The organism is Phenylobacterium sp., from assembly GCF_965284355.1.
Lineage (GTDB): Bacteria > Pseudomonadota > Alphaproteobacteria > Caulobacterales > Caulobacteraceae > Phenylobacterium.
Window position 1 is genome coordinate 3,773,348 of the sequence record NZ_OZ260078.1, and the last position, 25,718, is coordinate 3,799,065.

The following is a 25,718-nucleotide window of genomic DNA, read 5'->3' on the forward strand; positions in this document are numbered from 1 at the left end:
ACGCGGCGGTCCGTACCCGGGCGGAGAGGTGGGTGGTTATCCCACACGCCCCCACCCTGATCGCCTCGCGCTCTGTCCCTCCCCGAAGGGAGGCAAGAGAGCCTAGCCCGTGATGCGGTAGCGCCCGTCGCTGTCGGGGCAGACCCGGACGTAGCGCACGTCGCGGCCGTAGGCGTCGACCGGCGCCGCGGCCAGGCGGCAGCGCTGACGCGTGTAGTAGTCGCGGTCGTAGGCCGACGCGTAGCGGCGGCTGCCTTCGCGGTACTCCACGGTGTCGTCATAGCTGAAGTACGGACCGCGGCTGTCGCACTTGTACTTGTCGTTGGCGTTGCCGACGGCCCCGCCGACCACGGCGCCCGCGACGCCGCCCAGCACCGCGCCCTCGGTCCGGTCACCGCGGCCCGCGATCTGCGAACCCAGCACCGCGCCGGCCAGCGCGCCGATCACGCCGCCGGCGACGGTCGAACTGTTCGAGCGGCTGCCGCTGCTGCAGGGAATGCTGGTGGCTGACGCCGGGCGGCCATAGTAGCCGGCATAAGGCGGCGGCTCATTGCGGGTCCAGTAGGACTGGTCCCAGACCGGGCGCGGATACATGCGGGCATACGCGCCGTAACCATAGCGCTGGTCGTAGATGGTGCGGGCGCGATTCCATTCGGCCAGGCGGCGATCGTAGTCCCGGCGGGCGGCGCGATAGTCGCGACGGGCCTCGCGGTAGTTCTCGCGCGTACCCTCGTACTGGGCCCGCTGGTCTTCATAGCGCTCGCGCTCTCGGTTGTACTCCTGCTGCTGGCGCTGATACTCGTCCGTGGGACGGTATTGCTGGGCCACGGCCATCGGCGCGGCGGTCGCGAGGGCGAGCGCCGAGGCCATTCCGATCTTCAGATGCTTGTTCATGTCTGGACTCCGGTCTCCTCGATGGCGACCCAAACGATCAGCAGGCTTGAGCGTTCCGTCGCACCGAACCGCCGCGAACGGCTCACGCCTTGTGAGCGAGGCCGTTCCCGCCTAATTTCCGCCGCTTCCCGAGGCGGCACGCCTCCCTGGACGGATCCCTGAATGGCCGCGCACTACCTCGAGTTCGAGCGCCCGATCGCCGACCTCGAAGCCAAGATCGAGGAGCTCTCCAAGCTCTCGAAGACCGCCAGTCCGGGCTCGTTCGACGACGAGATCGACGCTCTGCGGTCGCGGGCGCAGGACATGCGCCGCGAGGCCTATGCCAACCTGGACGCCTGGCAGAAGACGCAGGTCGCCCGCCACCCTGACCGGCCCCACTTCGTGGACTACGTCGGCGCCCTGATCGACGAGTTCCAGGAGCTGCGCGGCGACCGGAAGTTCGGCGACGACCAGGCGATCCTGGGCGGCCTTGGCCGTTTCCGGGGCCGGGCCGTCGTCGTCATGGGCAACGAGAAGGGCCGCGATACCCAGAGCCGGGTGAAGCACAACTTCGGCTACGCGCGCCCCGAGGCCTACCGCAAGACGGTGCGGCTGATGGAGCTGGCCGAGCGCTTCACCCTGCCGGTGATCTCGTTCGTGGACACGCCGGCCGCCTATCCCGGCATGGCGTCCGAGGAACGCGGCGTGGCCGAGGCGATCGCGCGGTCCACCGAGAAGGCGCTGATGCTGTCGGTGCCGATGGTGGCCGTGGTGACGGGCGAGGGCGGCTCCGGCGGGGCCATCGCCACCGCCTGCGGCAGCCGCGTGCTGATCATGGAACACGCCATCTATTCGGTGATCCCGCCCGAGGGCGCGAACTCCATCCTGTGGCGCGGCGCGCGGACCGCGGCTGAGGCGGCCAAGGCGATGAAGATCACCGCCCAGGACCTGCTGCAGATGAAGATCGTCGACCGGATCATCCTCGAGCCGCCGGGCGGCGCGCATTCCGATCCGGAAGCCGCCATGGCCGCCGTGGGCGACGCCGTCGAGGAAGAGCTGAAGGCCCTCGAAGGGCTCTCGGCCGAGGAGCTCAAGGCCCGACGCTCGGAGCGCTTCTACGCCATCGGCCGCAGCGGCCTGCAGTAGGCGTCCATCGCCGCCCGCTGCGTCGCGGGTGGTGAGATAAGCCTTTCGCACGAAAGAAAAGAGCCGCCGGGTCGCCCCGGCGGCTCTTTCCGTATCCGGCAGGAACCGGCCGGGCCCGAAAGCCCGGCCGAGACCTTAGAACTCCATGTTCGCGCCGACGAAGAAGAACCGGCCGGCGTTGTCGTATTGCGACGAGCCGGTGCCCGTGCCCGTGAAGGTCTCAGGCAGTTGCGGGGGCTTCTTGTTGAAGGCGTTCACGACGCCCGCGCGGAGGCGGATATCGTCGTTCAGGCGGTAGGTGGCGCGGATGTCATGACGGAAGTAGTCGCCCGTCTTGAAGGGGTCGATCACGCCACGCTGCTGCGCCTGGTTCGCGATCATCGAGCCGATGTAGATCGTGCTCCACGTGAACGAGAACTTGTCGTAGCTCCAGCGGGCCGAGGCGGTGCCCTTCCACTCCGGAGTCGCGTTCGTGATGGTGTTCGCGAACTGCGTGTAGGCCTGGGTCGGCAGCCCTTGCAGCGCCCACTGGTACATCCAGGTGGCGTCGACGCGCATGGCGATCGAGCCGTAGTCCTTGCCGAACAGATCTTCGGTCTGGAAGCCGTAACTGACCGAATAGTCCCAGCCCTCGACCTTCACAGACGCCACGTTCTGCTGAACGAGGACGACTTCGAAGATGCCGCCTTGCAGGCCACCGGTGGTGGCGCCGGTGCGGTCACGACGGATCTGCTGGCAGAACTGGTTCGACTCGATCGGACGCGAAGCGTCGTCGTAGCAGAGGGCGCCCAGCAGCGTGTTGATCGGGATCGAACCCACCTGATCGGTGATGTTGTATTTGAAGAAGTCCGCCGAGATCTGCAGGTTCGGCACCCAGCGCGGGTTGATCACGACGCCGTACTGGAAGGTGTGCGCCCGTTCCGCACCGAGGTCCGGGTTGCCGCCTTGCAGCAGGGCCAGCGAGGGACGACCGGTGCCGATGTTCGACACGAAGGTCGTCGGGTTATAGCCCGGGATCGCCGCCGCGCAGGTGACCCGGCGGGCCGCCTGTTGGGCCGCGGTGGCGGCGCGGAAGTTGGCCGAGTCGCAGGGGTCGAGCGCGGTGGTCGTGAAGTTCCGGCCTTGCGGCGCGAAGAGTTCCACGATGTTCGGCGCACGAACCGCGGTCGATTCCGTCGCCCGGAAGCGGATGTCCTTCACCGGAGCCCAGGTGACGTTCACGCGCCACTGGTCCGTGCCGCCGATCGTCGAGTAGTCCGACACGCGGCCGGCGGCCTCGACAGTCAGCTCTTCGGCGAACGGAAGGTCCTTCAGGATCGGAATACGGATTTCCGCGTAGGCTTCGCGGACGTCGTACTCGCCTTCACGAGTGCCGATGGCGTTGAAGAACAGCGCGCCCGAGGCCGACAGGGCGTCCTGGACGAACTGGCTCTTTTCCTTGCGGTACTCGCCGCCGAACGCGACGCCCACCGGGCCGGCCGGCAGGTCGAAGATGTCGGTGGCGAAGTTGATGCCGGCGACCGTCTGGCTCAGCTTCTGGTCGGACGTGGCCACGCCGTTGGTCCACAGGATGGCTTCACGGCTGGCGCCGTTGACCAGGTCCCAGGGGGTGCAGCCGGCGGCGCGGGCGGCCGCGTCTCGGCAGACGACGGCGCCGTTCAGCAGCACCGCGTCGGTGGCTTGTTGGACGCGGGCGACGTTCGGAACGTTGAACGAGATCGTGGTGCCCGTCACTTCCGAGTACTGGACATAGCTGTCCATGCTCACGTCGCGACCGAAGGTCTGGAACTTGCCCTCGATGCCGCCCGTGTACTTGACCTGCTCGCGCTCGGCCTTGACGTCGCGGCCGCCGAACTCCTGCCAGAACTTGCCGACCTGAGCCGTCGAGCCCTGGGTGAAGGTCTTGCCGGCGGCGAGCCATTCCGCGCGTAGCGCGGCGGCGGTGGCGCCGGCGCCGTTCAGGTAGGCGTTGTCGCCGCGCAGGACGACCGGCATCGTGCCGCCGCCCGCAGCCGACGAGAACGCCGGCTGGAAGATGCCGTAGCCCGAGCCGTGCAGGTACGACAGGTCGACGAAGGCCTTCCAGGTGTCGGTGATCTTGTAGTCGGCATAGCCGCGGATCACCTGGCGGTTACTCTTGCCCTGCAGCGTGTTGTACGCCGGGCCCGAGTAGAACAGCGCGGGGTCCTGGCAGTCGGGCTGGACCGTGGCGGTCGAGCAGGCGGCCGACAGGCGAACCACGTTGGTCGGGTTGCGCGCGTCCAGGGTGACGGAACGCGCGGTGCCCAGGGCGCCGCCGATCAGCTGGAACGTCGCGAAGGGCGAGGTGTTGGCGCGCGAGGCCGGGATGATCGGCTGGGGCGTCACGCGGGTGTCGCGACGGATGCCCGGGTCGCCGTAGCTCCGGTCGCGCTGCATGATCGTGTCCTGGCTGGCGACTTCACCGCCGATCAGGATGTTCAGCTTGTCGTCGAAGAACTTGGAGCCCCAGTTGAAGCCGGCGCGGTACTCTTCGCCGTCGCCTTCCTGGGTCACGCCGCCCTGGACGTCCAGTTCCAGGCCGTCCTGCTCCTTCTTCATGATGAAGTTGACGACGCCCGCGATGGCCTCCGAGCCGTACACGGCCGACACGCCGCCGGCGATCGTCTCAATGCGCTCGACCATCAGCGAGGGGATGGTGTTGAGGTCGACCGCGGGCGAGCTGGCGTCCGAGAACGGCAGACGGCGGTTGTCCATCAGCACCAGGGTGCGCGTCGGGCCCAGGCCACGGATGTCGGCGCGGGCCTGACCGGCCAGGAACAGCGTGCCCGACGAGTTTTGCGCGTTCGTCGCGGGGTTGATCACCGGCTGCTCGAGCAGGAGGTCGCCAATCGACACCTGGCCCTGCTCGCGGATGGCTTCGGCCGACACGACGGCCAGCGGCTGCGGCGACGAGAAGGTGTCGCGGCGGATCCGCGAACCGGTGACCACGATTTCGCCGACGTCGACCGTCGCTTCACCGGCGGTCTGAGCTTGGGCGATGGACGGCGCAGCGAGCAGGCTGGCCGAGGCGGCTGACATCAGCAGCGCGCTTCGAAGCATGGTGTTCATCTGGACTTTCATTGTTACGGCCCCCCGGCCTGGGAAACGTTTTTGCAAGCGCGCCGGGCGGCGCCGACGCTTGTCCCCGACGACGCGAAGTCCTCCGGGCGGCGCCGCGTGAACGACGACGAATGAAGGGCTTCGCACCAGAAACGGTGAGCGCGGAAGCTGTCACGCAGGAGTCAGACGAGCAACGAAAAGCCGTCACACTCGCGACGAGTGGTCGGGGAATGTTACGGATTTTCCATGATGTGCGGCGAAAGCGCCACACATTGGCCGGAATTCGGCAAGGGTTTGCCCGTAATTGGTAACAAACGCCGAAGCGTTGCCGTCACACGATCCCGCGGAGCGTTTCGGCCAGCTCCTCGACCGCCGCTTCAGTCGTCGCCCACGAGCACATGAAGCGCACCGAGCCGTCGAGGAACCGGTAGACGAACCAGCCGGCCGCGTGGAGCGCCGAAAGCCTGTCCTCGTCCATCTCGACGAAGACCCCGTTGGCTTCGACCGGGTGCAGGATGGGGAACGGCATGGCGGCGGCCAGCTTCTTCGCCATGGCGTTGGCATGGGCGGCGTGGCGGACGTAGGCGCCGTCTTCCAGCATGCCGATGAACGGCGCGGCGTAGAACCGGCCCTTGGACGGCAACTGTCCGGACTGTTTCAGGCGGGCGTCGAATCGGCGTGTCAGCGACTTGTCGAACAGCACGATGGCCTCGGTGGGCGTCATGCCCGCCTTGGTGCCGCCGATCACCAGCAGATCGACGCCCAGGCCCTTGATGGCCTTCAGGTCGAACCCGGCCGCCGCGGCGTTGGCCAGCCGCGCGCCGTCCAGGTGGACGCCGTAGCCCATGGCCTTCACCGGATCGATCAGCGCCTTCAGAGCCGCGGCCTCATAGACGGTGCCGTACTCGGTGGAATTGGTGACCGACAGCGCCGCCGGCGGCTGCCAGTGCGGCTGGTCGGGGGCGGCGAGCGGGGCGGCCAGGCTCGCGGGGTCGATGCGGCCCGATGCGCCCGGCAGACCGGCGATCCGCAGGCCATGTCCGAAGAACCCGGGCGCGCCGGTCTCGTCGGTGGCCACGTGGCTGTGTTCGTGCGCCAGCACCGCCTCGAACGGCCGGCACAGGGTGGCGAGGCAGATGGCGTTGGCCGCCGTGCCCGAGGTCACGAATCGCACGTCGGCGTCGGCGTCCAGCAACGCCCGCACCAGGTCGGCGGCCCGGGCGCTGACCGTGTCGCTGCCGTAGCCGGAGGCAAAGCCGGCGCCATTGGCGGCGATCAGCGCGGCCATCGCCTCAGGCGTGGCGGGGGCGGTGTTGTCGGACGCGAAGTCGTAGCGGGCCATGGCTGGCTTTTAGGGCGTTGGCTCGCGCGAGCAAGGCGTCGGGATCACCCGTGCTCCCGGCCCCAGGCCCGCACTTCGTCCACGAACAGGTCCGGCTCCTCCATCGCGGCGAAGTGGCCGCCCTGGGGCATCTCGGTCCAGCGGACGATGTTGTAGGCGCGCTCGGCGAAGGCGCGCGGCGGGGCCGAATAGAGCGGCTCGCCCGGGAAGTTGGCGAAGGCCGTCGGCGTCTCAACCCGCTCCCCGGGGCCGAAGGCGACCCCGCCTTCCTCCACCAGGCCGCGGTAGTACCAGGCGCCGGTCGTGAAGCTGTCCGTCATCACATAGATCATGATGTTCGTGAGCAGCCGGTCCTTCGGATAGACCTCGTCCAGCGGTTTCTTCCGCAGGTCGGACCAGTCGTGGAAGCGCTCGGCGATCCAGGCCGCCTGGCCCACCGGATTCCCCGCCGCCATCCAGGCCAGCGACTGCGGCTTGGAGACCTGCAGGCGGAAGTAGGCGCCCATCATCTCCATCGCCGCCGCCGACTTCTGGGCCCAGGCCACCTCGTCCTCGGTCTGCGGGCCGCCGTGGGGCCGGAAGCCCATCATGTTCAGGTGGATGGCGCGGGCATGCTTGCCGTGGTCGCGGCCCAGCCATGAAGTGACCATGGCGCCCCAGTCGCCCCCCTGGGCCAGATAGCTGTCGTAACCCAGAACTTCGGTCATCAGCGTGTTGAACAGCCGCGCCGTCGAGCGCTGGCCGATCGGCCGCCTGGGCTTCGACGAGAACCCGAAGCCGGGGAGGGACGGGACCACCAGGTCGAAGGCGTCGGCCGGGTCGCCGCCGAACCGCGACGGGAACGCCAGCTTCTCGATCGACTGCCAGAACTCGTAGTGTGAGCCCGGCCAGCCATGTGTCACGATCAGCGGGCGCTTGCCGCCGGCCTCGCCCACCACGTGCAGGAAGTGGAGGTCGAAGTCCTCGACGCGGGCCGTGTACTGCGGAAACCGGTTGAGATCGGCGACGGCCGCGCGCCAGTCGTAGGCGTCCGTCCAGTGGTCGCAGAGCCCCTTCAGCCAGGCCCCATCGGTCCCATAGGCCCAGCCGTCCGGGACATCGGGTTGCAATGGCCACGGATAGGCCCGCACCTGATCCAGCACCCGGCCCACCTCGGCCTCGGTCCAGGTCACTTCAAAGGGTTTGATGTCCGCCATGCGCGCCTCCCGTAAGGTCGCCACGCTCGCAGGGTTCCCCGTGCGGCGGTCAAGCGGGGTTCACGCCCCCGGCTTCAGCCCCTTGGCCAGGGTCGAGCTGATCTGGTGGTGCAGTTGGCGCGCCGCGCCGGGGGGCAGCTTGCCGGCCATCTCCAGCACCACCACGCCATGAGTGGCTGCCCAGAACATGGCGCCGATCGCCTCGGGATCGCCCGTCATCTCGCCGGCGGCGATCTGGTCCTTGACCCAGGCGGTCTGAGTCTCGTGCGCGCGGCGGCCCGCCGCTTCCAGTTCGGGATAGCGGCTGTCGGCCATCGGCTGGTTCAGGTCGAACATCAGCTTGTAGGTGTGAGGGTGGTCGAAGGCGAAGCGGACATAGGCCTCGCCCACGGCGGCGGCCTTGGCCCGCGCGCTCTTGGCGCCCGAGCGCGCCGTCTCCAGGGCCGCGGCGAACTGGTTGAAGCCGTTGGTGCGCACGGCGGCCAGGATGTCGTCCTTGTCCTGGAAGTAGCGGTAGGGCGTCATCGGCGAGACGCCCAGCTCGGCCGCCAGCTGGCGCATGGTCACCGCATCCGGGCCCCGCTCGGCGAACAGCCGCTCGGCCGCCGCGCAAAGGCGCTCGCGGAAGTCGGCGACGTCGGTCTCGGTCAGTACGCGCGGCATTCGACTCAAGCCCCAAGAAAGCCCTTGCCAAGGGGTACGGCCTGCATCATAAATTTACAACGTAAGTTGCACAAGCGCGACATAGTCAGCGCATAGCGAACGTGAAGTCGAGCAACGAAAGGGAAGGGAACGGCGATGGACGGCAATGCACGCGTCAATCCGTATCTGGCGGGCAACTTCGCCCCGATCCGCTCGGAGGACGACTTCGACCTTCCGGTGAAGGGCGAGATTCCGGCGGGCCTCCGCGGCGCGCTGTTCCGCATCGGGCCGAACCCGCAGTTCGACCCCCGCGACCCCAATCACCACTGGTTCGCCGGCGACGGCATGGTCCACGGCTTCTACGTGGCCGACGGCAAGGTCGGCTATCGCAACCGCTATGTCCGCACGCCCAAGTGGGAACTGGAGCACGAGCACGGCCGCTCACTGTTCGGCACTTTCGGCAACCCGATGACGACCGACCCGCTGGCGATGGGCAACGAGGGCGGCGTCGCCAATACCAATATCGTCTGGCACGCCGGCAAGCTGCTGGCGCTGGAGGAGGGCCACCACCCCTTCGCCATGGACCCGCACACCCTGGAGTCGAAGGGCTACGACCGCGAGTTCAAGGGCAAGGTCACCGCCCACCCCAAGCTCGACCCTAAGACCGGCGAGATGATCTGGTTCGCCTACAACGTGGGCCAGATGCCGTTCTCGACGGGCCTCAGCTACGGGATCACCGCCGCCGACGGCAGCCTGGTCAGCCGTCAGGAGTTCGAGGCGCCGTTCTCGTCCATGGTCCACGACTTCATGGTCACCCAGAACCACGTGCTGTTCCCGATCCTGCCGCTCACCGGCAGCCTGGAGCGCGCGATGACGGGCAAGCCGCCGTTCGCCTGGGAGCCGGAGAAGGGCTCGTGGGTGGGCGTGATGCGCCGGGACGCCGACGTCTCGACCGTCCGCTGGTTCAACACTGAGGCCTGCTACGTCTTCCATCCGCTGAACGCCTGGGAAGAGGACGGCAAGATCCACTGCGACGTGATGCGTTACGACGTGGCGCCGCTGTTTCCCAAGGCCGACGGCTCGCCGGGCGAGAAGGCGGCGGCGCGGCTGGTGCGCTGGACCTTCGATCTGAACGGCGCGTCCGACGCGATCCAGGAGACGAAGCTGGACGACCTGGACGGCGAGTTCCCGCGGGTCGACCCGCGGGTCGAGACGCTGAAGCACCGCCACGGCTGGTACGCGGCCGACCCGACTGGCAGCGGCACGATCCGCCAGTGCGCCATCGCCCACCTCGACCTTTCGACCGGCAAGCGCCAGGTCTACGAGCTCAACGGCGGCGACCTGACCTCGGAGCCTGTCTTCGTGCCCCGCTCGGCCGATGCCCCCGAGGGCGACGGCTGGCTGACAGCCACGATCTACCGCGCCGCCGAGGACCGCACCGACCTGGCGATCTTCGAGGCCCAGGACGTGGCCAAGGGCCCCATCGCCGTCGCCGAGGTCCCGCGCCGCGTGCCCTTCGGCTTCCACGGCAACTGGGCGGCGATCGACTAGGCCTGCGGTCAAGGCCCTCCTGACCCGTAGGAGAAGGGGGACCATGCGCAGCATGGTGGAGGAGGCTTCGCCGAGAGCGCCAAGCTCTGGCTTTGGTCCCCCTCCACCACCCTTCGGGCGGTCCCCCTCCCCCTACGGATGAGGAGGGGCCGTCGTCATTCTGGAGACTGTCTGATGCTTGGCTGGGATCTGCTCGTTGACCGGGGCGACCTGACGAAGACGGCCCTGGCCGAAACCGACCTGCAGGCCCCCCTCGCCGAGGGCGAGGCGCTGCTGGAGGTGGAGAGCTTCGCGCTCACCGCCAACAACATCACCTACGGCGCCGTCGGCGACCAGATCGGCTATTGGAAGTTCTTCCCGGCGCCGGCCGGGCAGGGACGGATTCCGGTCTGGGGCTTCGCGCGCGTGGTGCGCTCCAACGCCGCCGACGCGCCGGAGGGCCTGCGCCTGTTCGGCTACTGGCCGATGTCGAGCCACACCGTGGCCCGGCTCCAGAAGCGGCCGTCGGGCTACGTCGAGACCTCGGCCCATCGCGCCGAGCTGCCGCCCACGTACAACGCCTACCAGGAGGCCCAGCCCGGCGCCGACGATGACTGGCGCTCGCTGCTGCGGCCGCTGTTCATGACCAGCTTCCTGCTGGACGATCAGCTGTCGGACACGGCGCTCTCGACCCTGGTGCTCTCCAGCGCCTCGTCGAAGACGGCGATGGGCCTGGCCTGGCTGGCCCGCAGGCGCGGCGTGAAGGTGGTCGGCCTGACGTCGCCCGGCCATGCCGACCTGCTGCGCGGCACGGGCCTCTACGATGAGATCGTGACCTATGAAGATGTCGCCGGCCTCAGGGCGACAGGCCCCGCCGGCTATGTCGATTTCGCCGGACGAGCCGCGGTCACCCGCGACGTCCACGCCGTCCTGGGCGAGGCGCTCGTGCTCAGCCTGGGCGTCGGGGTCACCCACTGGGACGCCCTGACGGCGCCGCGGCCGCAGGTTCCGGGCGTCGCGCCGGTGTTCTTCTTCGCTCCCGACCGCATCCGCCAGCGCGCTCAGGAGTGGGGCATGGCTGAGCTGGACGCCCGCTTCCAGGCGGCGCTGAAGGCCTTTGTCGCCGACAACGCCTGGCTCAAGCTGCGCCGCCACACCGGCCCCGACGCGCTGCAGGCGCTCTATGCGGACGTGGTCGCCGGCAACGTCCAGCCCGACGAAGGCCACATCGTCAGCCCGGCCTGACGAAAATTCATAAAAACGTATTGCGTAATTACTGGATTTTCAGGACGAGCTAAGGCACAGCTTCGCGCACGTTTTCCGTGTGTGAGGCTTCATGTCCCTGCTTATCCTGTCCAACGCCATCTCAAGCCGGCCGCTGCCGGGCGGTGACGTCGTGATCCCCGGCGACGCCATTCCGATGCCGCTGCCCATCGCCGTCGGCGAACCCAGCGCCGGCGGTCGCGTCCGCATCGTCGCGGGCACGGAGGGCGACGACACGCTGGTTCTTGAAGGCGGCGCGACCGCCGTCGGCGGGGGCGGTGACGACACCTTCGTCCTGGTTTCCAGCGGCGATGCAGAGGGCTCGGAGCGCCTGGGCGCCATCCTCGACTTCGACGCCGACGACACGCTGGACCTCAGCCGTCTGGGCGCAAACGCCCGCATCCTGGGCCGCGAGGACGCCGACGGCGGCACGCGCGTCTCGATCGACTACGACGGCGACGGCCAGGAGGACGGCTTCGTCCTGACCTTCGAGACCGGCCAGATCGTCCCGTCCCCCGACGACGGCGAATTCCACATCCTGCCGTTCCCGATGCCGGGCGACGGCGAAGTCGTCATCCTGCCGGTCGAGCCCGACGGCGGCATCGGCGACGGGACGGTCCACATCCTGCCGTTCCCCATGCCGGGCGACGGCTGGATCTAAGGGCCGGCCCGGAACTCCAGGGTCTGCATCGAGGGCTTCGCTGTCGGCGCGAGGATCACGCGCGCCTGCAGCACGCCCCTGTCGCAGGGGAACGAGAGGATCGTCGACATCGCGTTGTCGGCCGCGATCGGGTCGGCGGCGCGGCAGGCGCCCAGCCTAGCCTTCAGAGCCGCGATGTCGGCGTTGCGGCGCGGGGCGTCGCGGTCCAGCAGCATGTTCATGGCGAGCGCGTCGCGCGCGGTCATCACGTCGCCCGACGCATAGATCCGTTGCACCGTCGCGGCCATGGACTGAAGGGCGGGGCTCACCGGGGTGGTGCGAACCGGGAAGGCTCCGCTCTTCACCAGCGAGATCGTCGCCGCCCGCACCGTCACGCTGACTGGGGCATAGGTCAGGTTCGAGAAGGCGAACACGCCCACGCCCCGCTCGGGTAGCATCAGCACGTTCGAGCCATAGCCCGGCAGCCCGCCCGAATGGGTGAAGTGCGGGCCCAGCACGCAGTCGGCAAAGGCGATGGTGCCCATCCCGTAGGTCCGCGCCCGGTCGCAGTCGTCGGCGTCGGTCCGGTCGGCCCGCGTCACCACGCTGGCGAAGTTCTGCCCGCGCACGATCTCGCGCACGCTGGACCGCTTCAGGATGCCGTCCTCGTCCCCGTCGCGCGGCGGCCAGGCCGCCAGCTCCCAGGCCATGTAGCGGGCGTAGTCGCTGGCGCTGGTCATCAGCCCGCCCATCGCCCCGAAGGCGCCCGGCCCCAGCGCCGGCTCCTCGACCCAGCGCCCGTCCTCCCAGCGATAGCCCACGGCCAGGCGTCCGGCGGGGGCCTTGGCCAGGTCGTACCCGGTCGAGGCCATCCCCAGCGGCTTCAGGAACGCGCCGTCGATGTAGTCGGCGTAGTTCGCGCCCGCGACGTTGGTCACCACCCGTCCCGCCAGCGCATAGCCGTAGTTCGAGTACTCGAACGCCATCCCCGGCGTCCGCGAGAACGGCACGCCCGCCGCCGTGAACCGCGAGAACTCGGCTTCGCTCATCGGCAGCTGCCGGTCGCCCCACGGGTCGTCGGTCACGAACCCGCCGACATGGTTCAGCAGGTCGCGCACGGTGATCTTGGGGCTGTCGGTGGTGGGGTACTTCAGCCCCTTAAGTTCGGGAATGATCGTCTCGGCCGGCGCGTCCAGCGACAGCTTGCCCTCGTCGCGCAGCTTGAGCGCCGCCAGGGCCGTGAAGTTCTTTGACATCGAGGCGATGCGGAAGACCGTGTCGCGGTTCACGGGCGCGTTGGTCTTCGTGTCCTGAACCCCCAGGCTACGCACATAGGCCAGCTTGCCGTCCACCACGACGCCATAGACGAGCCCCGGCGCATGCCGCTCCTCCATGAAGGCCTCGAACAGCGGATCGATCGCCGCAAACGCCGCCTTCTGGGCATCGGTCTGGGCCAGCGCCGGCGCGCCCCACGCGACCAAGGGCAGGGCGCAGGCCAGGCCCGCCCACATCGTCCGCACACCCATCCCCGTCTCCCCCGAAATGTAACCCGCGTTGCGTTTGCGTGGCGGCGCACCAGTCAAACTGGGTCGCCGCGCGGTTGCCAAGAGGCCTCGTCGGCGCGACCGATGGTTCGGGGAGGAAACGCACATGAAGTCGACGATCCTGGGGGCGCTCGCCGCCCTGGTTCTCACCGCGCCCGCCGCCGCGGCGCCCGACTTCGCCAATCGCCAGGACTTCGACTTCGCCGAGCGCGGCTTCTTGGGCACGCGCAGTGATCCCAGGATTCTCGCCGCCGATGGCCGGGTGGTCTGGGATCTCGCGGCCTACGACTTCCTGAAGGGGCCTGCGCCCACCAGCGTGAACCCCAGCCTGTGGCGGCAGTCGCAGCTGCTGGCCAAGCACGGCCTCTTCGAGGTGGCCAAGGGCGTGTGGCAGGTGCGGGGCTTCGACGTGTCGAACGCCACCTTCATCGCCGGCAAGACGGGCTGGATCGTCATCGACCCGCTGACGTCGGCCGAGGTCGCCAAGGCCGCGCTCGACCTCGCCAACGAGAAGCTGGGCGCCCGCCCCGTGGTCGCGCTGATCTACACCCACAGCCACGCCGACCACTTCGGCGGCGCGCGCGGCATGGTCGCCCAGGCCGACGTCGAGGCGGGCAAGGTCCAGGTGATCGCCCCCGAGGGCTTCCTCGAGCACGCGGTCAGCGAGAACGTCATCGCGGGCGCCGCCATGCAGCGTCGCGCCACCTACCAGTTCGGATCGTACCTGCCACGGGGCCCGATGGGTCAGGTCAGCTCAGGCATCGGGCCGGGTGTCTCGGCGGGGACCCAGACCCTGATCCCGCCCACGGTCAGCATCGCGCGCACCGGCCAGACCCTGACCGTCGACGGCGTGAAGATGGAGTTCCAGCTGACGCCGGGCACGGAAGCCCCGGCCGAGATGAACCTCTACCTGCCCGATATGCGCATCCTGTGCCTGGCCGAGAACGCCAACCCCTCGATGCACAACGTGCTGACCCCGCGCGGCGCGCTGGTCCGCGACGCCAAGGAGTGGGCCAGCTACCTGGGCGAGGCCGGGCGGCTGTACGGCGACCGCTCGGACGTGCTGTTCACCAGCCACGGCTGGCCGCGCTTCGGCCGCGCCGAGATCGCCGACTACATCGACAAGCACCGCGACGCCTACAAGTACCTCCACGACCAGTCGGTGCGGCTGATGAACGAGGGCTTGCTGCCGAACGAAATCGCCAATCGGATCAAGCTGCCCGAGGCGCTGGATCGCGAGTGGTACAACCGCGGCTACTACGGCACGATGAGCTTCAACAGCCGCGCCGTCTATCAGCGCTACATGGGCTGGTACGACGCCAACCCCGTCCACCTGGCCCCGCTGGAGCCCGCCGACGAGGCGCGGCGCTATGTCGAGATCATGGGCGGCGCCGCCAAGGTCCAGGCCGCGGCCCAGGCCGCCTTCGACGCGGGCGACGAGCGCTGGGCCGGAGAACTCCTGAACCGCCTGGTCACCGCCGACGCGGGGAACACGCAGGCGCGCGAACTCCTCGCCCGCGCTTACGAGCGCCAGGCCGCCGGCGTCGAGAGCGCCATCTGGCGCAACATGTACCTGTCCGGCGCCCAGGAGCTACGAGGCGGGGTGCGGACCGCGCCGGCCCAAAGCGCCTCGCTCGACTTCGTGCGCAATACGCCCACGCCGATGCTGCTCGACCTGATGGCCGTGCGCGTCGATCCGGAAAAGGCGAAGGACGGCGACGTCTCGGTCGACCTGAACTTCCCCGACCGCAAGGAGCGGTTCCGCGTGCGCATCCGGCGCGCTGTCCTGACCTACGAAGCCGACCCGCCGGCCGGCAAGGTCGACGCGGTCCTCACCATGCCGCGCGCCCAGTTCCTGGCGGGCGCCCTGGCCGGCGCCGACCTCTCAGGCGCGACGACCTCGGGCGACCGGACCGCGCTCGGCCGCCTCCTGAGCTGGCTCACCCCGCCCAAGCCCGGGTTCCCGATCGTGACGCGGTAGGGCCACTCCCCGCCGACTGGCCCGTGACAACGCCGTTCGGTTTGCCTAGGGTGGCGTCGATGAGCCCGCGCCTCGCCCTCGCTTCGAAGGTAGCCGCCGCCCTTTCCGGGGCTCGCGAGGTCGTGCGCGTCTGACGACGCAAGCGCCCCGATCCCCGCCAACAGCGGATGGATCGGCCAGCTCCTCTCCATCCGAACAGCCCGATGGAGACACCCGATGACTTCGCCCAATCCGCCCAGCCTCTCTTGGGAAGACCGCTTCAGCCCGCGAATGGCGCACGTCCGCGCCTCCGAGATCCGTGAGCTGCTGAAGCTCCTGGACCAGCCCGACATCCTCAGCTTCGCGGGCGGCATTCCCGACCCCACGCTGTTTCCGGTGGAGCGGATGCAGTCCTTCTATGCCGAGGTCCTGGCCGAGGCCGGGCAGCAGGCGCTGCAGTACTCGGTGTCCGAAGGCCTGCCAGCGCTACGCCGCTGGGTGGCCGAGCGGATGACCCGCGCTGGCGCGCCCTGCGACGCCGAGAACATCGTCATCACCGCCGGCTCGCAGCAGGCGCTGGACCTGCTGGGCAAGCTGTTCCTGGCGCAGGGCGATACGGTGCTGGTCGAGCGGCCCACGTACATGGGCGCGCTGGGCGCCTTCAACGCCTACGAGCCTGGGTACGCCGACCTCGCGGGCGAAACCCCCGACGGCGCGCGGCTGGCCTATGTGGTGCCCGACTTCGCGAACCCGACGGGCAAGACCCTGACCCGCCTGGAGCGCCTCAAGCTCTTGGACCGCGCCGCCGAGGGCGACGTCCTGATCATCGAGGACGGCGCCTACCGCGAGCTCCGCTTCGCCGGGACCGACGAGCCGATGCTGCTGGCCCTGGACATCGCCCGCACCGGCTCCATCGAGCATGCCCGGACCATCTTCTGCGGCACCTTCTCCAAGACCCTGTCGCCGGCGCTCCGGCTGGGCTGGATCTGCGCGCCCACGCCCGTGATCGAAAAGATCGTGCTGCTGAAGCAGGGCGCCGACCTGCACGCCTCCACGATCAACCAGATGGTCGCCGAGCGGATCGTGTCCGAGGGTTACGACCAGCATCTGGGCCGCCTGCGCGCCGCCTACCGCGAGCGCAATTCGGCCATCCAGGACGCGCTGGCCCGCCACATGCCGATGGGCGTCACCTGGACCAAGCCCCAGGGCGGCATGTTCGTCTGGTTGACGCTGCCCGAAGGCCTGGACGGCGCGCGGCTGCTGGAAGCGGCGCTGGCCGAGGCCCGCGTGGCCTTCGTCCCCGGGGCGCCGTTCTTCGCGGTGGGCGCCGAGGCGAATACGCTGCGCCTCAGCTATTCGCTCCCGCCTCTGGACGCCATCGACGAAGGCGTGCGCCGCCTGGCCCGCGTGATCGAGGCCCGGATGGCGGGGCGTTATTCGGCTGCGATGGGCGCTGGTTGAGCCCCCGCCCGCGGCGGAACGGGCAGGGCGTTGCCGGCCGCCTTCGCCCGCTTCGCGCCGCGCTCGATCTCCTTCAGCAGGTCGTGGACATAGATGCCGAAGTCGACCTGGATCGTGTGGCGGGCGGCCTTGTAGTAGGGCCCCAGGTGCAGGGCCTCGTCGTCCTTGATCACCTGCGCCATCTCGGCCGGCGACGGCGGCAGGTAGCGGCCCGTCAGGTAGGCGCCCGCCAGCTTGGCCTGCTGCTCGGCGAAGTTCACCAGCGTCGGCAGCGGCTGGGCCAGACCCATGAAGAACAGGTTCGGGACGCCCGGCTGCATCATCCGCTTGAACAGCGGGAAGCGGTTCTCGGCGTCGGGCGACAGCGCGGGGTCGTCGAAGAACGGGAAGGTGATGTTGTAGCCGGTGGCGTAGACGATGGCGTCCACGTCCTCGACGCTCCCGTCCTCGAACCGCACCTGCCGGCCCATCAGTTCGGCGATGTTCGGCTTGAACCTGATGTCGCCGCAGCCGGCCCGGGTCAGGAACTCGCCCGACACCGACGGGTGGGCCTCCAACGGTTCATGGTCGGGCTTGGGCAGGCCGTAGTCCTCCATGGCGCCCACCGCCCGCTTGATCGCCCGCCGCGCCAGCGCCAGCCCCAGCTTGCGCGGGAACCAGGCGGGCATGGCGGCTTTGTCGGCCACCCTGCCGTTCATATACTTCGGCAGCACCCAGACGCCCCGCCGGGCCGCCACCCACAGTTTGCCCGCGATCGGCCGCTGCGACAGCTCGGAGGCGATATCCATCGCCGAGTTGCCCATGCCGACCACCACGATCGACTTGCCGCGCATGTCCACGGGATCGAACGGGCTGCGGTAATCGTGGGCGTGGAAGGCGGGGCCGTCGAATTTGCCCGGATAGTCGGGGGTGCGGGCGTCCCAGTGATGGCCGTTGCAGACGAACAGCACGTCATAGGTCCGCGTCTCGTCGTTCGACAGCCGCACCGACCACAGGCCGTCGGCCGTGCGCCCGGCGTGCTCGACCCGGGTGTTGAACGTGATCCGATCGCGCAGGCCGAAGTGGTCCACATAGTCGCGGAAGTACTGCAGGAGCTGGCCGTGGTGGGGGAAGTCGGGCCAGTCGGTCGGGACCGGATAGTCCTCGAACGCCAGCCGCCATTTCGATGTGTCGATGTGCAGGCTCTCGTAACAGGCCGACATCCCGTTCGGATTCTTGAAGTACCAGTTGCCGCCGACGTCGTCCGACATCTCGAAGCAATCGAACGGCACGCCCAGATCCTGGAGGCGTTTGGCGGTGGTGAAGCCGGAGCAGCCGGCGCCGATGATGCAGGCCTTGGGGAGCGCGGTCATATCGGGTCCACTTGATGAGGTCGCAGCGAGTCTGGCCGGCCTGCCCCCACGTCCGGCAAGGCTCCGCGACTTGCCTGTCTCGCAGGGTCAGCCAAACTCGCCGGAAAGCATCGGGGAGAGCCTGCTCATGTTCAGGATGCTCGCGGTCGCCGCGTTGAGCCTTGGATTGATGGGGGCCGGGCCGCCGCCCCTGACGCCGGATCGGGTCGCGCCCGTCGGAAACCTCGCCGTCGCGGCCAAGACGTTCCAGGGCCGTGCGGCCTTGCAGGTCACGGACCTGGGCCCGCCCAATGGTCAGACCGATAAGCTGGTCGTGCTGCCGGGGACCGACTTCGGCGATGGCGAGATCGAGGTCTGGGTGGCGGGCGAGCCTGGGGCGGTCGGCGCGAACCCCGGCGCGCGCGGGTTCGTCGGCGTGATGTTCCGCCTGTCCGAGGATCGCAAGACCGGCGAGGCCTTCTATGTCCGGCCGACCAACGGCCGGGCCGAGGACCAGGAGCGGCGCAACCACACGGCTCAGTACATCTCGGCGCCCGACTGGCCCTGGGAGCGGCTGCGGGGCGAGACGCCGTCCCGCTACGAGGCCTATGTCGACATGCAGCCGGCCAAGTGGGTTCGCCTGAGGATCGTGGTGAGGGGCGAGCGCGCCAGGCTTTTCGTCGATGGCGCCGAGCAGCCCACGCTCATCGTCAACGACCTCAAGGGCGGCGCCGGCCGCCGCGGCGCTATCGCGCTGTGGATTGGTCCCGGCACCGTCGCCCATTTCGCGGGCCTTACGGTGAAGCCGTCGTAGCGGGCTGGCCCCGCTCGGCGGATTCGCGCATGGAAGCGCCATGGCGGCGGAATCCCTCGACGGCGAGTACGACTACATCGTGGTCGGCGCGGGCTCGGCCGGCTGCGTGGTGGCCAACCGCCTGTCGCAGAACCCGCGCAACCGCGTCCTCCTGCTGGAGGCCGGCGGCCAGGACGACTGGATCTGGTTCCACATCCCCGTCGGCTACCTGTTCGCCATCGGCAATCCGCGCTCGGACTGGCTGTACGAAACCGAGCCCCAGCCGGGCCTTAACGGCCGGGCGCTGAAGTATCCGCGCGGCAAGGTGGTCGGCGGCTCGTCGGCCATCAACGCCATGATCTCGATGCGCGGCCAGGCGGCCGACTACGATCACTGGCGACAGCTGGGCCTGACCGGCTGGGGCTGGGACGACGTGCTCCCGGCCTTTCGCCGCCTCGACAACCATTTCCTCGGCGAGACCGAGCACCATGGCGCGGGCGGCGAGTGGCGGGTTGAGCAGCCGCGCGTGCGCTGGGCCGTGCTGGACGCCATAGCCCGCGCCGCCGTCGAGATGGGCGTCCCGGCCACCGACAACTTCAACACCGGCGACAACAGCGGCGTCGGCCTCTTCCACGTGAACCAGCGCCGGGGCCTGCGCTGGTCGTCGGCCACGGGCTTCCTGAAGCCGGTGCTGAACCGGCCCAACCTGCGGCTTGAGACCGGCGTCACGGTCGAGCGGGTGACCTTCGACGGCCTGCGCGCCACGGGCGTCGCTTTCCGCGGCGGCGGCCGGCGGATCGAGGCGCGGGCGAAGGGCGAGGTGATCCTCTGCGCCGGGTCGATCGGCTCGACCCAGATCCTCCAGCTGTCGGGGGTGGGGCCCGCTGAGTGGCTGGGCGACCTGGGCCTGCCCGTCGTCGCCGACCGCCAGGGCGTCGGCCGCAACCTGCAGGACCATCTGCAGCAGCGGGCGATCTACAAGGTCAGCGGGGTGCGCACCCTCAACGAGACCTACCACAACCTCATCCGCCGCGGCCTGATGGGCGCCGAGTACGCCCTGTTCCGCACCGGCCCGCTGACCATGGCGCCGTCGCAGCTGGGCCTGTTCACGACCTCGTCGCCCGAGCACGAGCGGGCCAACATCCAGTTCCACGTCCAGCCGCTGTCGCTGGACCGCTTCGGCGAGCCGCTGCACCGGTTCCCCGCCGTGACCGTGGCGGCATGCAACCTGCGCCCGACGTCCCGCGGGACGATCCGCCTCCGCTCGCCCCACCCCGCGGACGCACCGCGGATCGCGCCGAACTATCTCGACACGCCCGAGGACCGCCGCGTGGCCGCCGACGCCATCCGTGTCACGCGCCGTCTGATGGCCCAGCCGGCCCTGGCCGGCTTCGCGCCGCAGGAGCATCTCCCCGGTCCGTCGGTCGCCGACGACGACGCCTCGCTGGCCCGCGCCGCCGGCGACATCGGCACGACGATCTTCCATCCCGTCGGCACGGCGAAGATGGGCCTGCCCTCCGACCCTCACGCCGTCGTCGACGCCCGCCTGAAGGTGATCGGCCTCGAAGGCCTGCGCGTCATCGACGCCTCGGTGATGCCCACCATCACCTCCGGCAACACCAACACCCCCACGATCATGATCGCCGACCGCGGTGCGCGGTTCGTGCTGGAGGATGCCGCGGGTTAGGCGGCCGCCCTGATCAGATCAGGGCGCCATGGCAGTGCTTGAACTTCTTGCCCGAGCCGCAGGGGCAGGGCTGGTTGCGGCCGGTGTCCTGCCAGCCGTCGGGCAGGGCCGACATCGGCAGGGCGGCGCGCTGGTCGGCGGCGACCCCGTCGGGCACGAAGCCGCGTTCGGCCTCGTTCTCGCCGGTCAGCGGGTCGAGGTGCACCTCGAACGTCGGGCCGGACGGCGGCGCCGGCGGCTCCTCGAACTGGAACTCCACCGTCATCAGCCAGCGGGTCACGTTCTGGCGCAGGTCGACCAGGAGCTTCTCGAACAAGGAGAAGGCCTCGGTCTTGAACTCGTTCAGCGGGTCGCGCTGGCCATAGCCGCGCAGGCCGATCACCGTGCGCAGGTGGTCGATGTGCATGAGGTGCTCGCGCCACTGCAGGTCGATGGTCTGCAGCAGGAAGCTCTTCTCGATGTTGCGCATGTGATCGCCGACCAACTGGTCGCGCTCGGCGGCCCGGGCGTCGGCCGCCTGGACGATCCGCTCCTCGATCTCCTCGTTGGCGATCCCCTCTTCCTGCGCCCAGTCGGCGACCGGCAGGTCGAGGCCCAGCATCGACTTGAGGTGCCCGTCGAGGCCCTCGATGTCCCACTGCTCGGCATAGGCCTTGGGCGGCAGGTGGCGGTTCACCAGGTCGTTGATGGTGTCGATCCGGAACTCGCGGATGATCTCCTGGAGGTTCTGGGCCTCCATGAACTCCTGGCGCTGCTCGAAGACGGCCTTGCGCTGGTCGTTGATGACGTCGTCGTACTTCAGGAGGTTCTTGCGGATTTCGTAGTTCCGCTGCTCGACGCGCTTCTGGGCGGTGGCGATGGCGCTGTTCAGCCACTTGTGGGTGATCGCCTCGCCTTCCTGGACGCCGAAGGTGCGCATGATCGAGTCGAGCCGATCGCCGGCGAAGATGCGCAGCAGGTCGTCCTCGCACGACAGGAAGAACTTCGAGTGGCCCGGGTCGCCCTGGCGGCCCGTCCGGCCGCGCAGCTGGTTGTCGATCCGCCGGCTCTCGTGCCGCTCGGTGCCCAGGACGAAGAGGCCGCCCGCGGCGAGGGCCTGTTCCTTCAGGTCCTTGATGTCGGCTTCGATCTCGGCCTTCTTGTCCAGCGCCTGCTGAGGCGTGACCTCGATCCCGGCGTCGCGCTGGTCCTCGCGCCACTTGGCCAGGCGCATGTCGACGTTGCCGCCCAGCTGGATGTCGGTGCCGCGGCCGGCCATGTTGGTGGCGATGGTCACCGCGCCGGGCACGCCGGCGTCGGCGACGATCGCCGCTTCCTGCTCGTGGAAGCGGGCGTTCAGCACGTTGTGCGGGATGCCTCTGATGGTCTTGCCGTCCAGCTCGAAGGTATGCGCCTTGAGGACTTCCGAAAGCTGCTCGGACTTCTCGATCGACACCGTGCCGACCAGAATCGGCTGCTTGCGGCGGTAGCAGTCCTCGATCAGTAGGGCGACGGCGCGGTTCTTCTCAGCCGAGGTGCGATAGACCTCGTCGTCGTCGTCGATGCGCTGGACCGGCCGGTTCGTCGGGATCTCGGCCACGTCCATCTTGTAGATGTCGTTGAATTCCTGCGCCTCGGTCGCGGCCGTGCCGGTCATGCCGGACAGCTTCTCGTAGAGGCGGAAGTAGTTCTGGATCGTCACCGAGGCCAGGGTCTGGTTCTCGGGCTGGACGACGGCGCCTTCCTTGGCCTCGATGGCCTGGTGCAGGCCTTCCGACAGGCGGCGGCCATGCATCATGCGGCCGGTGAACTCGTCGATCAGGATCACTTCGCCCGCGCGGACGATGTAGTCCTTGTCGCGCACATAGATCACATTGGCGCGCAGCGCCTGGTTGATGTGGTGCACGACCGAGATGTTGGCCGGGTCATAGAGGCCCGCCGAATCCTCGGCCAGGTGGCCGGCCTCGGCCACCATCTCCTCGACCTTCTCCGAGCCGTACTCGGTCAGCATCACCTGACGCTGCTTTTCGTCGTACTCGTAGGTCTCCGGGTCCTTGACCAGCTCCTTCACCAGGAGATCGATGATCCGATAGAACTCGGACTTGTCGTCGGTCGGGCCCGAGATGATCAGCGGCGTGCGCGCCTCGTCGATCAGGATCGAGTCGACCTCGTCGACGATCGCGAAGTTGTGGCCCCGCTGGACCATCTCGCCGACGTCGTAGACTAGGTTGTCACGCAGGTAGTCGAAGCCGAACTCGTTGTTCGTCCCGTAGGTGATGTCCGAGCGGTAGGCGTCCTGGCGCTGGCCCTGGCTGAGCCCGTGGACGATCACGCCCACCGACAGGCCCAGGAACCGATAGACCTGACCCATCCACTCGCTGTCGCGCTGGGCGAGATAGTCGTTCACCGTGATGACGTGCACGCCCTTGCCGGCGAGCGCATTGAGATACACCGGGCAGGTGGCCACCAGCGTCTTGCCTTCGCCGGTGCGCATCTCGGCGATGCCGCCCTTGTGCAGGATCATCCCGCCGACGAGCTGCACGTCGTAGTGCCGCTGTCCCAGGACCCGCCGCGACGCCTCACGGACGACCGCGAAGGCCTCCTCCAAGAGCTGGTCCAGGGTCTCGCCTTTTTCCAGACGGGCGCGGAATTCCGCGGTCTTGCCGCGCAATTGCTCGTCGGTGAGCGCCTGGATCGCGGGCTCGAGCGCCGTGATCTTGGCGGCGCGGGCCTGCATGCCCTTGACCTTGCGGTCGTTGGAGGAACCGAAGAACCGTTGGAAAATGCTCAAGGAAGGTATCCGTCCGGCGGCGATGTGGCCCTTCGCCCGCCGGTAAGAAGGCGCTATTTTGGGGCGTGGCTGACTTAAGGACTGCCCCGGCCCAAGTCAACGCAGCGCACCCGTGACGGGTTGACCTGTCCCCTGAGGCGAGTGACCCTTCCGCCACCATGAAGGCCTAGTCGCTCATAAGCGCCGCGGACACCGCCGGCCCCTGCGACGCCCCGGACGCTCCGGGGCGACCCCTTTCTCAATTCCTGAGGCCTACATGCCCGACACCACGGTTCTGAACCGCTATGGCTCCATAGCGGCCGAGATCTACGACATCGACAAACCCGACTTCGCGCTGCCCGACACCCGTTTCCACATGGAGCGGTTCCAGGGCTTCGGGCGGCCGATCCTGGAGCCCGCCTGCGGCTCGGGGCGGACGCTCATCCCGTTCCTGCAGGCGGGGCTGGACATCTCCGGCTTCGATCCCAGCCCGGAGATGCTGGAGCGTTGCCGAACAAGGGCGGCGCAAGCGGGTTACTCGCCCGACCTTTCCCGCCAGCGCTACGAGGACTTCGCCTATGATCGGCGGTTCGGCGCGATCCTGATCCCGGTCGGATCGTTCACGCTGATTGACGATTTCGCCGCGGCGATGGCGGTGCTGCGCCGGTTCCATGAGCACCTGGAGCCCGGCGGCGTCCTGGTCATCGACCTGCAGGGGCTGAACGTCCTGACCGCCCGCGGCGAGGATCGACGCCGCTGGACCGCGCCGAACGGCGATCTGCTGACCTGCGAGGGCATCCGCACGCGCACGGACATGCTCCGTCAACGGGCCGAGACGACCTATCGCTACGAGCGCTGGCGCGACCACCGCCTGCTCGAGACCCAGATCGACGTCATGGCCCAGCGCTACTGGGGCCTGGACGAGTTCCGGCTGGCGCTGGAGGCGGCGGGCTTCGGCGGGGTCACGGTCTGTGGCGGCTACGATCGTCGCCGTGGCCCGCGCGAGGCCGACCGGGTGTGGACGTTCGAGGCGGTGAGGGCCTGATCCGGCAGCGCGGCGCATCCATAAGCGCGGGTTGCGCACATAGCAAAACGGGGCGCCGAAGCGCCCCGCCCGCAAAGTCGGATTGTTGGTCGGTCCTTAGAAGACCTCGAACAGACCCGCGCCGCCGCCCGAAATCGCGCCACGCGATTTCGGTCATCCTGGCTGATGGGCCGCGCGAACCGGACGTTTTCGAGGTCAGAAGACCTCGAAAAGTCCTGCGCCGCCCATGCCGCCGCCGATGCACATGGAGACCACCACGTGCTTGGCGCCACGGCGCTTGCCTTCCTGCAGCACATGGCCCGAAAGGCGGGCGCCGGTCATGCCGAAGGGGTGGCCGATGGCGATGGAGCCGCCGTTGACGTTGTACTTCGCCGGGTCGATGCCCAGCTTGTCGCGGCTGTAGAGGCACTGCGAGGCGAAGGCCTCGTTCAGCTCCCACAGGTCGATGTCGTCGACCTTCAGGCCGTGGCGTTCCAGCAGGCGCGGGATCGCAAAGACCGGGCCGATGCCCATTTCGTCAGGCTCACAGCCGGCGACGGCCCAGCCCTTGAAGGCGCCCAGGGGCGTCAGGCCGCGGCGCTCGGCTTCCTTGGCTTCCATCAGCACGACGGCGGCGGCGCCGTCCGACAGCTGGCTGGCGTTGCCGGCGGTGATGAAGTTGCCGGGGCCCTTGACCGGCTCGAGCTTGGCGAGGCCCTCGGCGGTGGTGTCGGGGCGGTTGCACTCGTCGCGATCGACCACGTAGTCGACGATCGACTCGGCCTTCGTCGCCTTGTCGACCACCTTCATCTTGGTCTTCATCGGGACGATCTCGTCCGCGAACTTGTTGGCCTGCTGGGCGGCGGCCATGCGGCGCTGGCTCTCCAGCGAGTACTCGTCCTGGTACTCGCGGCTCAGGTTGTAGCGCTTGGCCACGATGTCGGCTGTGTCGATCATGGCCATGAAGATGTCCGGGGCCACCTTCAGCAGCTCGGGATCGAAGTTGTCCTTGCCGACGCCCGGGTTCGGCATCGAGATCGACTCGACCCCGCCGGCGACCACGGCGTTGGCGCCGTCGTTGCGGATGTAGTTCGCCGCCATCGCGATGGTCTGCAGGCCCGACGAGCAGAAGCGGTTGACCGTCACGCCCGAGGTGGTGATCGGCAGGCCGCCGAGCAGGCCGGCCTGGCGGGCGACGTTGCCGCCGCCGTGCGCCACGTTGCCCATGACCACGTCTTCGATATCGGCCGGGTCGACGCCCGACTTGGCCACGGCGTGCTTCACCGCGTGGGCGGCCATGGACACCGTGGGGGTCATGTTGAACCCGCCGCGTCCCGACTTGGCGAGACCCGTACGGGCATAAGAGACGACGACGGCTTCACGCATAAGGGTAATCCTCCCAACGAAATGGACTTTTTGAGCCCTCGGTCGGGCCCGGAAATACGCGGGCGCAACC

18 protein-coding genes are annotated in these 25,718 nt (G+C 68.8%); 9 read left to right on the forward strand and 9 right to left on the reverse strand.

Translation table 11 applies throughout. The features are described 5' to 3' along the window. Positions 1-102 precede the first annotated feature (102 nt). Entirely contained in the window at positions 103-894 is a 792-nt protein-coding gene (locus ACQ66R_RS18645) for a glycine zipper 2TM domain-containing protein (protein WP_430424332.1), read from the reverse strand. A 162-nt stretch (positions 895-1,056) separates the two neighbouring features. Here ACQ66R_RS18645 and ACQ66R_RS18650 point away from each other — a divergent pair, with 162 nt between their 5' ends. Beyond that, positions 1,057-2,019, forward strand: coding sequence for an acetyl-CoA carboxylase carboxyltransferase subunit alpha (locus tag ACQ66R_RS18650; RefSeq protein WP_430424334.1), 963 nt, complete (start codon positions 1,057-1,059; stop codon positions 2,017-2,019). 135 nt (positions 2,020-2,154) lie between these two features. Here ACQ66R_RS18650 and ACQ66R_RS18655 read toward each other — a convergent pair whose 3' ends face one another. The 4 genes from ACQ66R_RS18655 to ACQ66R_RS18670 all read right to left on the reverse strand — a co-directional run bounded on the left by ACQ66R_RS18655 (position 2,155) and on the right by ACQ66R_RS18670 (position 8,301). Next, positions 2,155-5,121, reverse strand: a complete 2,967-nt coding sequence (locus ACQ66R_RS18655) for a TonB-dependent receptor plug domain-containing protein (protein ID WP_430424335.1) — start codon at positions 5,119-5,121, stop codon at positions 2,155-2,157. Positions 5,122-5,431: 310 nt separating this feature from the next. Beyond that, a complete protein-coding gene (locus ACQ66R_RS18660; protein ID WP_430424337.1) occupies positions 5,432-6,442 on the reverse strand; it encodes a beta-eliminating lyase-related protein in 1,011 nt (336 codons plus the stop codon). Positions 6,443-6,486: 44 nt separating this feature from the next. Continuing rightward, positions 6,487-7,638: an epoxide hydrolase family protein gene (locus tag ACQ66R_RS18665; RefSeq protein ID WP_430424339.1), complete on the reverse strand. Its 1,152-nt coding sequence runs from the start codon at positions 7,636-7,638 to the stop codon at positions 6,487-6,489. Positions 7,639-7,698: 60 nt separating this feature from the next. Beyond that, positions 7,699-8,301: a TetR/AcrR family transcriptional regulator gene (locus ACQ66R_RS18670; protein ID WP_430424341.1), complete on the reverse strand. Its 603-nt coding sequence runs from the start codon at positions 8,299-8,301 to the stop codon at positions 7,699-7,701. Between the two features lie 135 nt (positions 8,302-8,436). On the opposite strand from ACQ66R_RS18670, the gene ACQ66R_RS18675 reads away from it, so the two are divergent. From ACQ66R_RS18675 to ACQ66R_RS18685, 3 genes are all read left to right on the forward strand, one after another. After that, complete coding sequence (locus ACQ66R_RS18675) at positions 8,437-9,831, forward strand: carotenoid oxygenase family protein (RefSeq protein ID WP_430424342.1); 1,395 nt, start codon at positions 8,437-8,439, stop codon at positions 9,829-9,831. A gap of 174 nt (positions 9,832-10,005) precedes the next feature. After that, positions 10,006-11,055, forward strand: coding sequence for a DUF2855 family protein (locus ACQ66R_RS18680; protein ID WP_430424344.1), 1,050 nt, complete (start codon positions 10,006-10,008; stop codon positions 11,053-11,055). Between the two features lie 91 nt (positions 11,056-11,146). Beyond that, the gene (locus tag ACQ66R_RS18685) at positions 11,147-11,734 is read left to right on the forward strand and encodes a hypothetical protein (protein WP_430424346.1); all 588 of its coding nucleotides are present in this window, start codon (positions 11,147-11,149) and stop codon (positions 11,732-11,734) included. On the opposite strand, the gene ACQ66R_RS18690 is transcribed toward ACQ66R_RS18685, so the two are convergent. Continuing rightward, entirely contained in the window at positions 11,731-13,239 is a 1,509-nt protein-coding gene (locus tag ACQ66R_RS18690; RefSeq protein WP_430424348.1) for a serine hydrolase domain-containing protein, read from the reverse strand. The genes ACQ66R_RS18685 and ACQ66R_RS18690 overlap by 4 nt on opposite strands. Positions 13,240-13,363: 124 nt before the next feature. Between ACQ66R_RS18690 and ACQ66R_RS18695 the strand changes: the two genes are divergently transcribed. Together ACQ66R_RS18695 and ACQ66R_RS18700 are read left to right on the forward strand one after the other, a co-directional pair. After that, positions 13,364-15,238, forward strand: a complete 1,875-nt coding sequence (locus ACQ66R_RS18695; protein WP_430424350.1) for an alkyl/aryl-sulfatase — start codon at positions 13,364-13,366, stop codon at positions 15,236-15,238. A gap of 216 nt (positions 15,239-15,454) precedes the next feature. Further along, positions 15,455-16,678: a PLP-dependent aminotransferase family protein gene (locus ACQ66R_RS18700; RefSeq protein WP_430424351.1), complete on the forward strand. Its 1,224-nt coding sequence runs from the start codon at positions 15,455-15,457 to the stop codon at positions 16,676-16,678. Here ACQ66R_RS18700 and ACQ66R_RS18705 read toward each other — a convergent pair. Beyond that, a complete protein-coding gene (locus ACQ66R_RS18705; RefSeq protein ID WP_430424353.1) occupies positions 16,651-18,030 on the reverse strand; it encodes a flavin-containing monooxygenase in 1,380 nt (459 codons plus the stop codon). The genes ACQ66R_RS18700 and ACQ66R_RS18705 overlap by 28 nt on opposite strands. A gap of 127 nt (positions 18,031-18,157) precedes the next feature. On the opposite strand from ACQ66R_RS18705, the gene ACQ66R_RS18710 reads away from it, so the two are divergent. After that, positions 18,158-18,823, forward strand: a complete 666-nt coding sequence (locus ACQ66R_RS18710) for a hypothetical protein (RefSeq protein WP_430424355.1) — start codon at positions 18,158-18,160, stop codon at positions 18,821-18,823. 40 nt (positions 18,824-18,863) lie between these two features. Continuing rightward, a complete protein-coding gene (locus ACQ66R_RS18715) occupies positions 18,864-20,489 on the forward strand; it encodes a GMC family oxidoreductase (RefSeq protein WP_430424357.1) in 1,626 nt (541 codons plus the stop codon). Between the two features lie 13 nt (positions 20,490-20,502). Here the strand turns inward: ACQ66R_RS18715 and secA are convergent, their stop codons facing one another. Next, on the reverse strand, positions 20,503-23,205 hold the full coding sequence (gene secA, locus ACQ66R_RS18720) for a preprotein translocase subunit SecA (protein ID WP_430426351.1): 2,703 nt from the start codon (positions 23,203-23,205) through the stop codon (positions 20,503-20,505). 310 nt (positions 23,206-23,515) lie between these two features. Between secA and ACQ66R_RS18725 the strand changes: the two genes are divergently transcribed. After that, positions 23,516-24,283, forward strand: coding sequence for a class I SAM-dependent methyltransferase (locus ACQ66R_RS18725; RefSeq protein WP_430424359.1), 768 nt, complete (start codon positions 23,516-23,518; stop codon positions 24,281-24,283). 195 nt (positions 24,284-24,478) lie between these two features. Here ACQ66R_RS18725 and ACQ66R_RS18730 read toward each other — a convergent pair whose 3' ends face one another. Beyond that, on the reverse strand, positions 24,479-25,648 hold the full coding sequence (locus tag ACQ66R_RS18730) for an acetyl-CoA C-acyltransferase (protein WP_430424360.1): 1,170 nt from the start codon (positions 25,646-25,648) through the stop codon (positions 24,479-24,481). Positions 25,649-25,718: the final 70 nt, after the last annotated feature.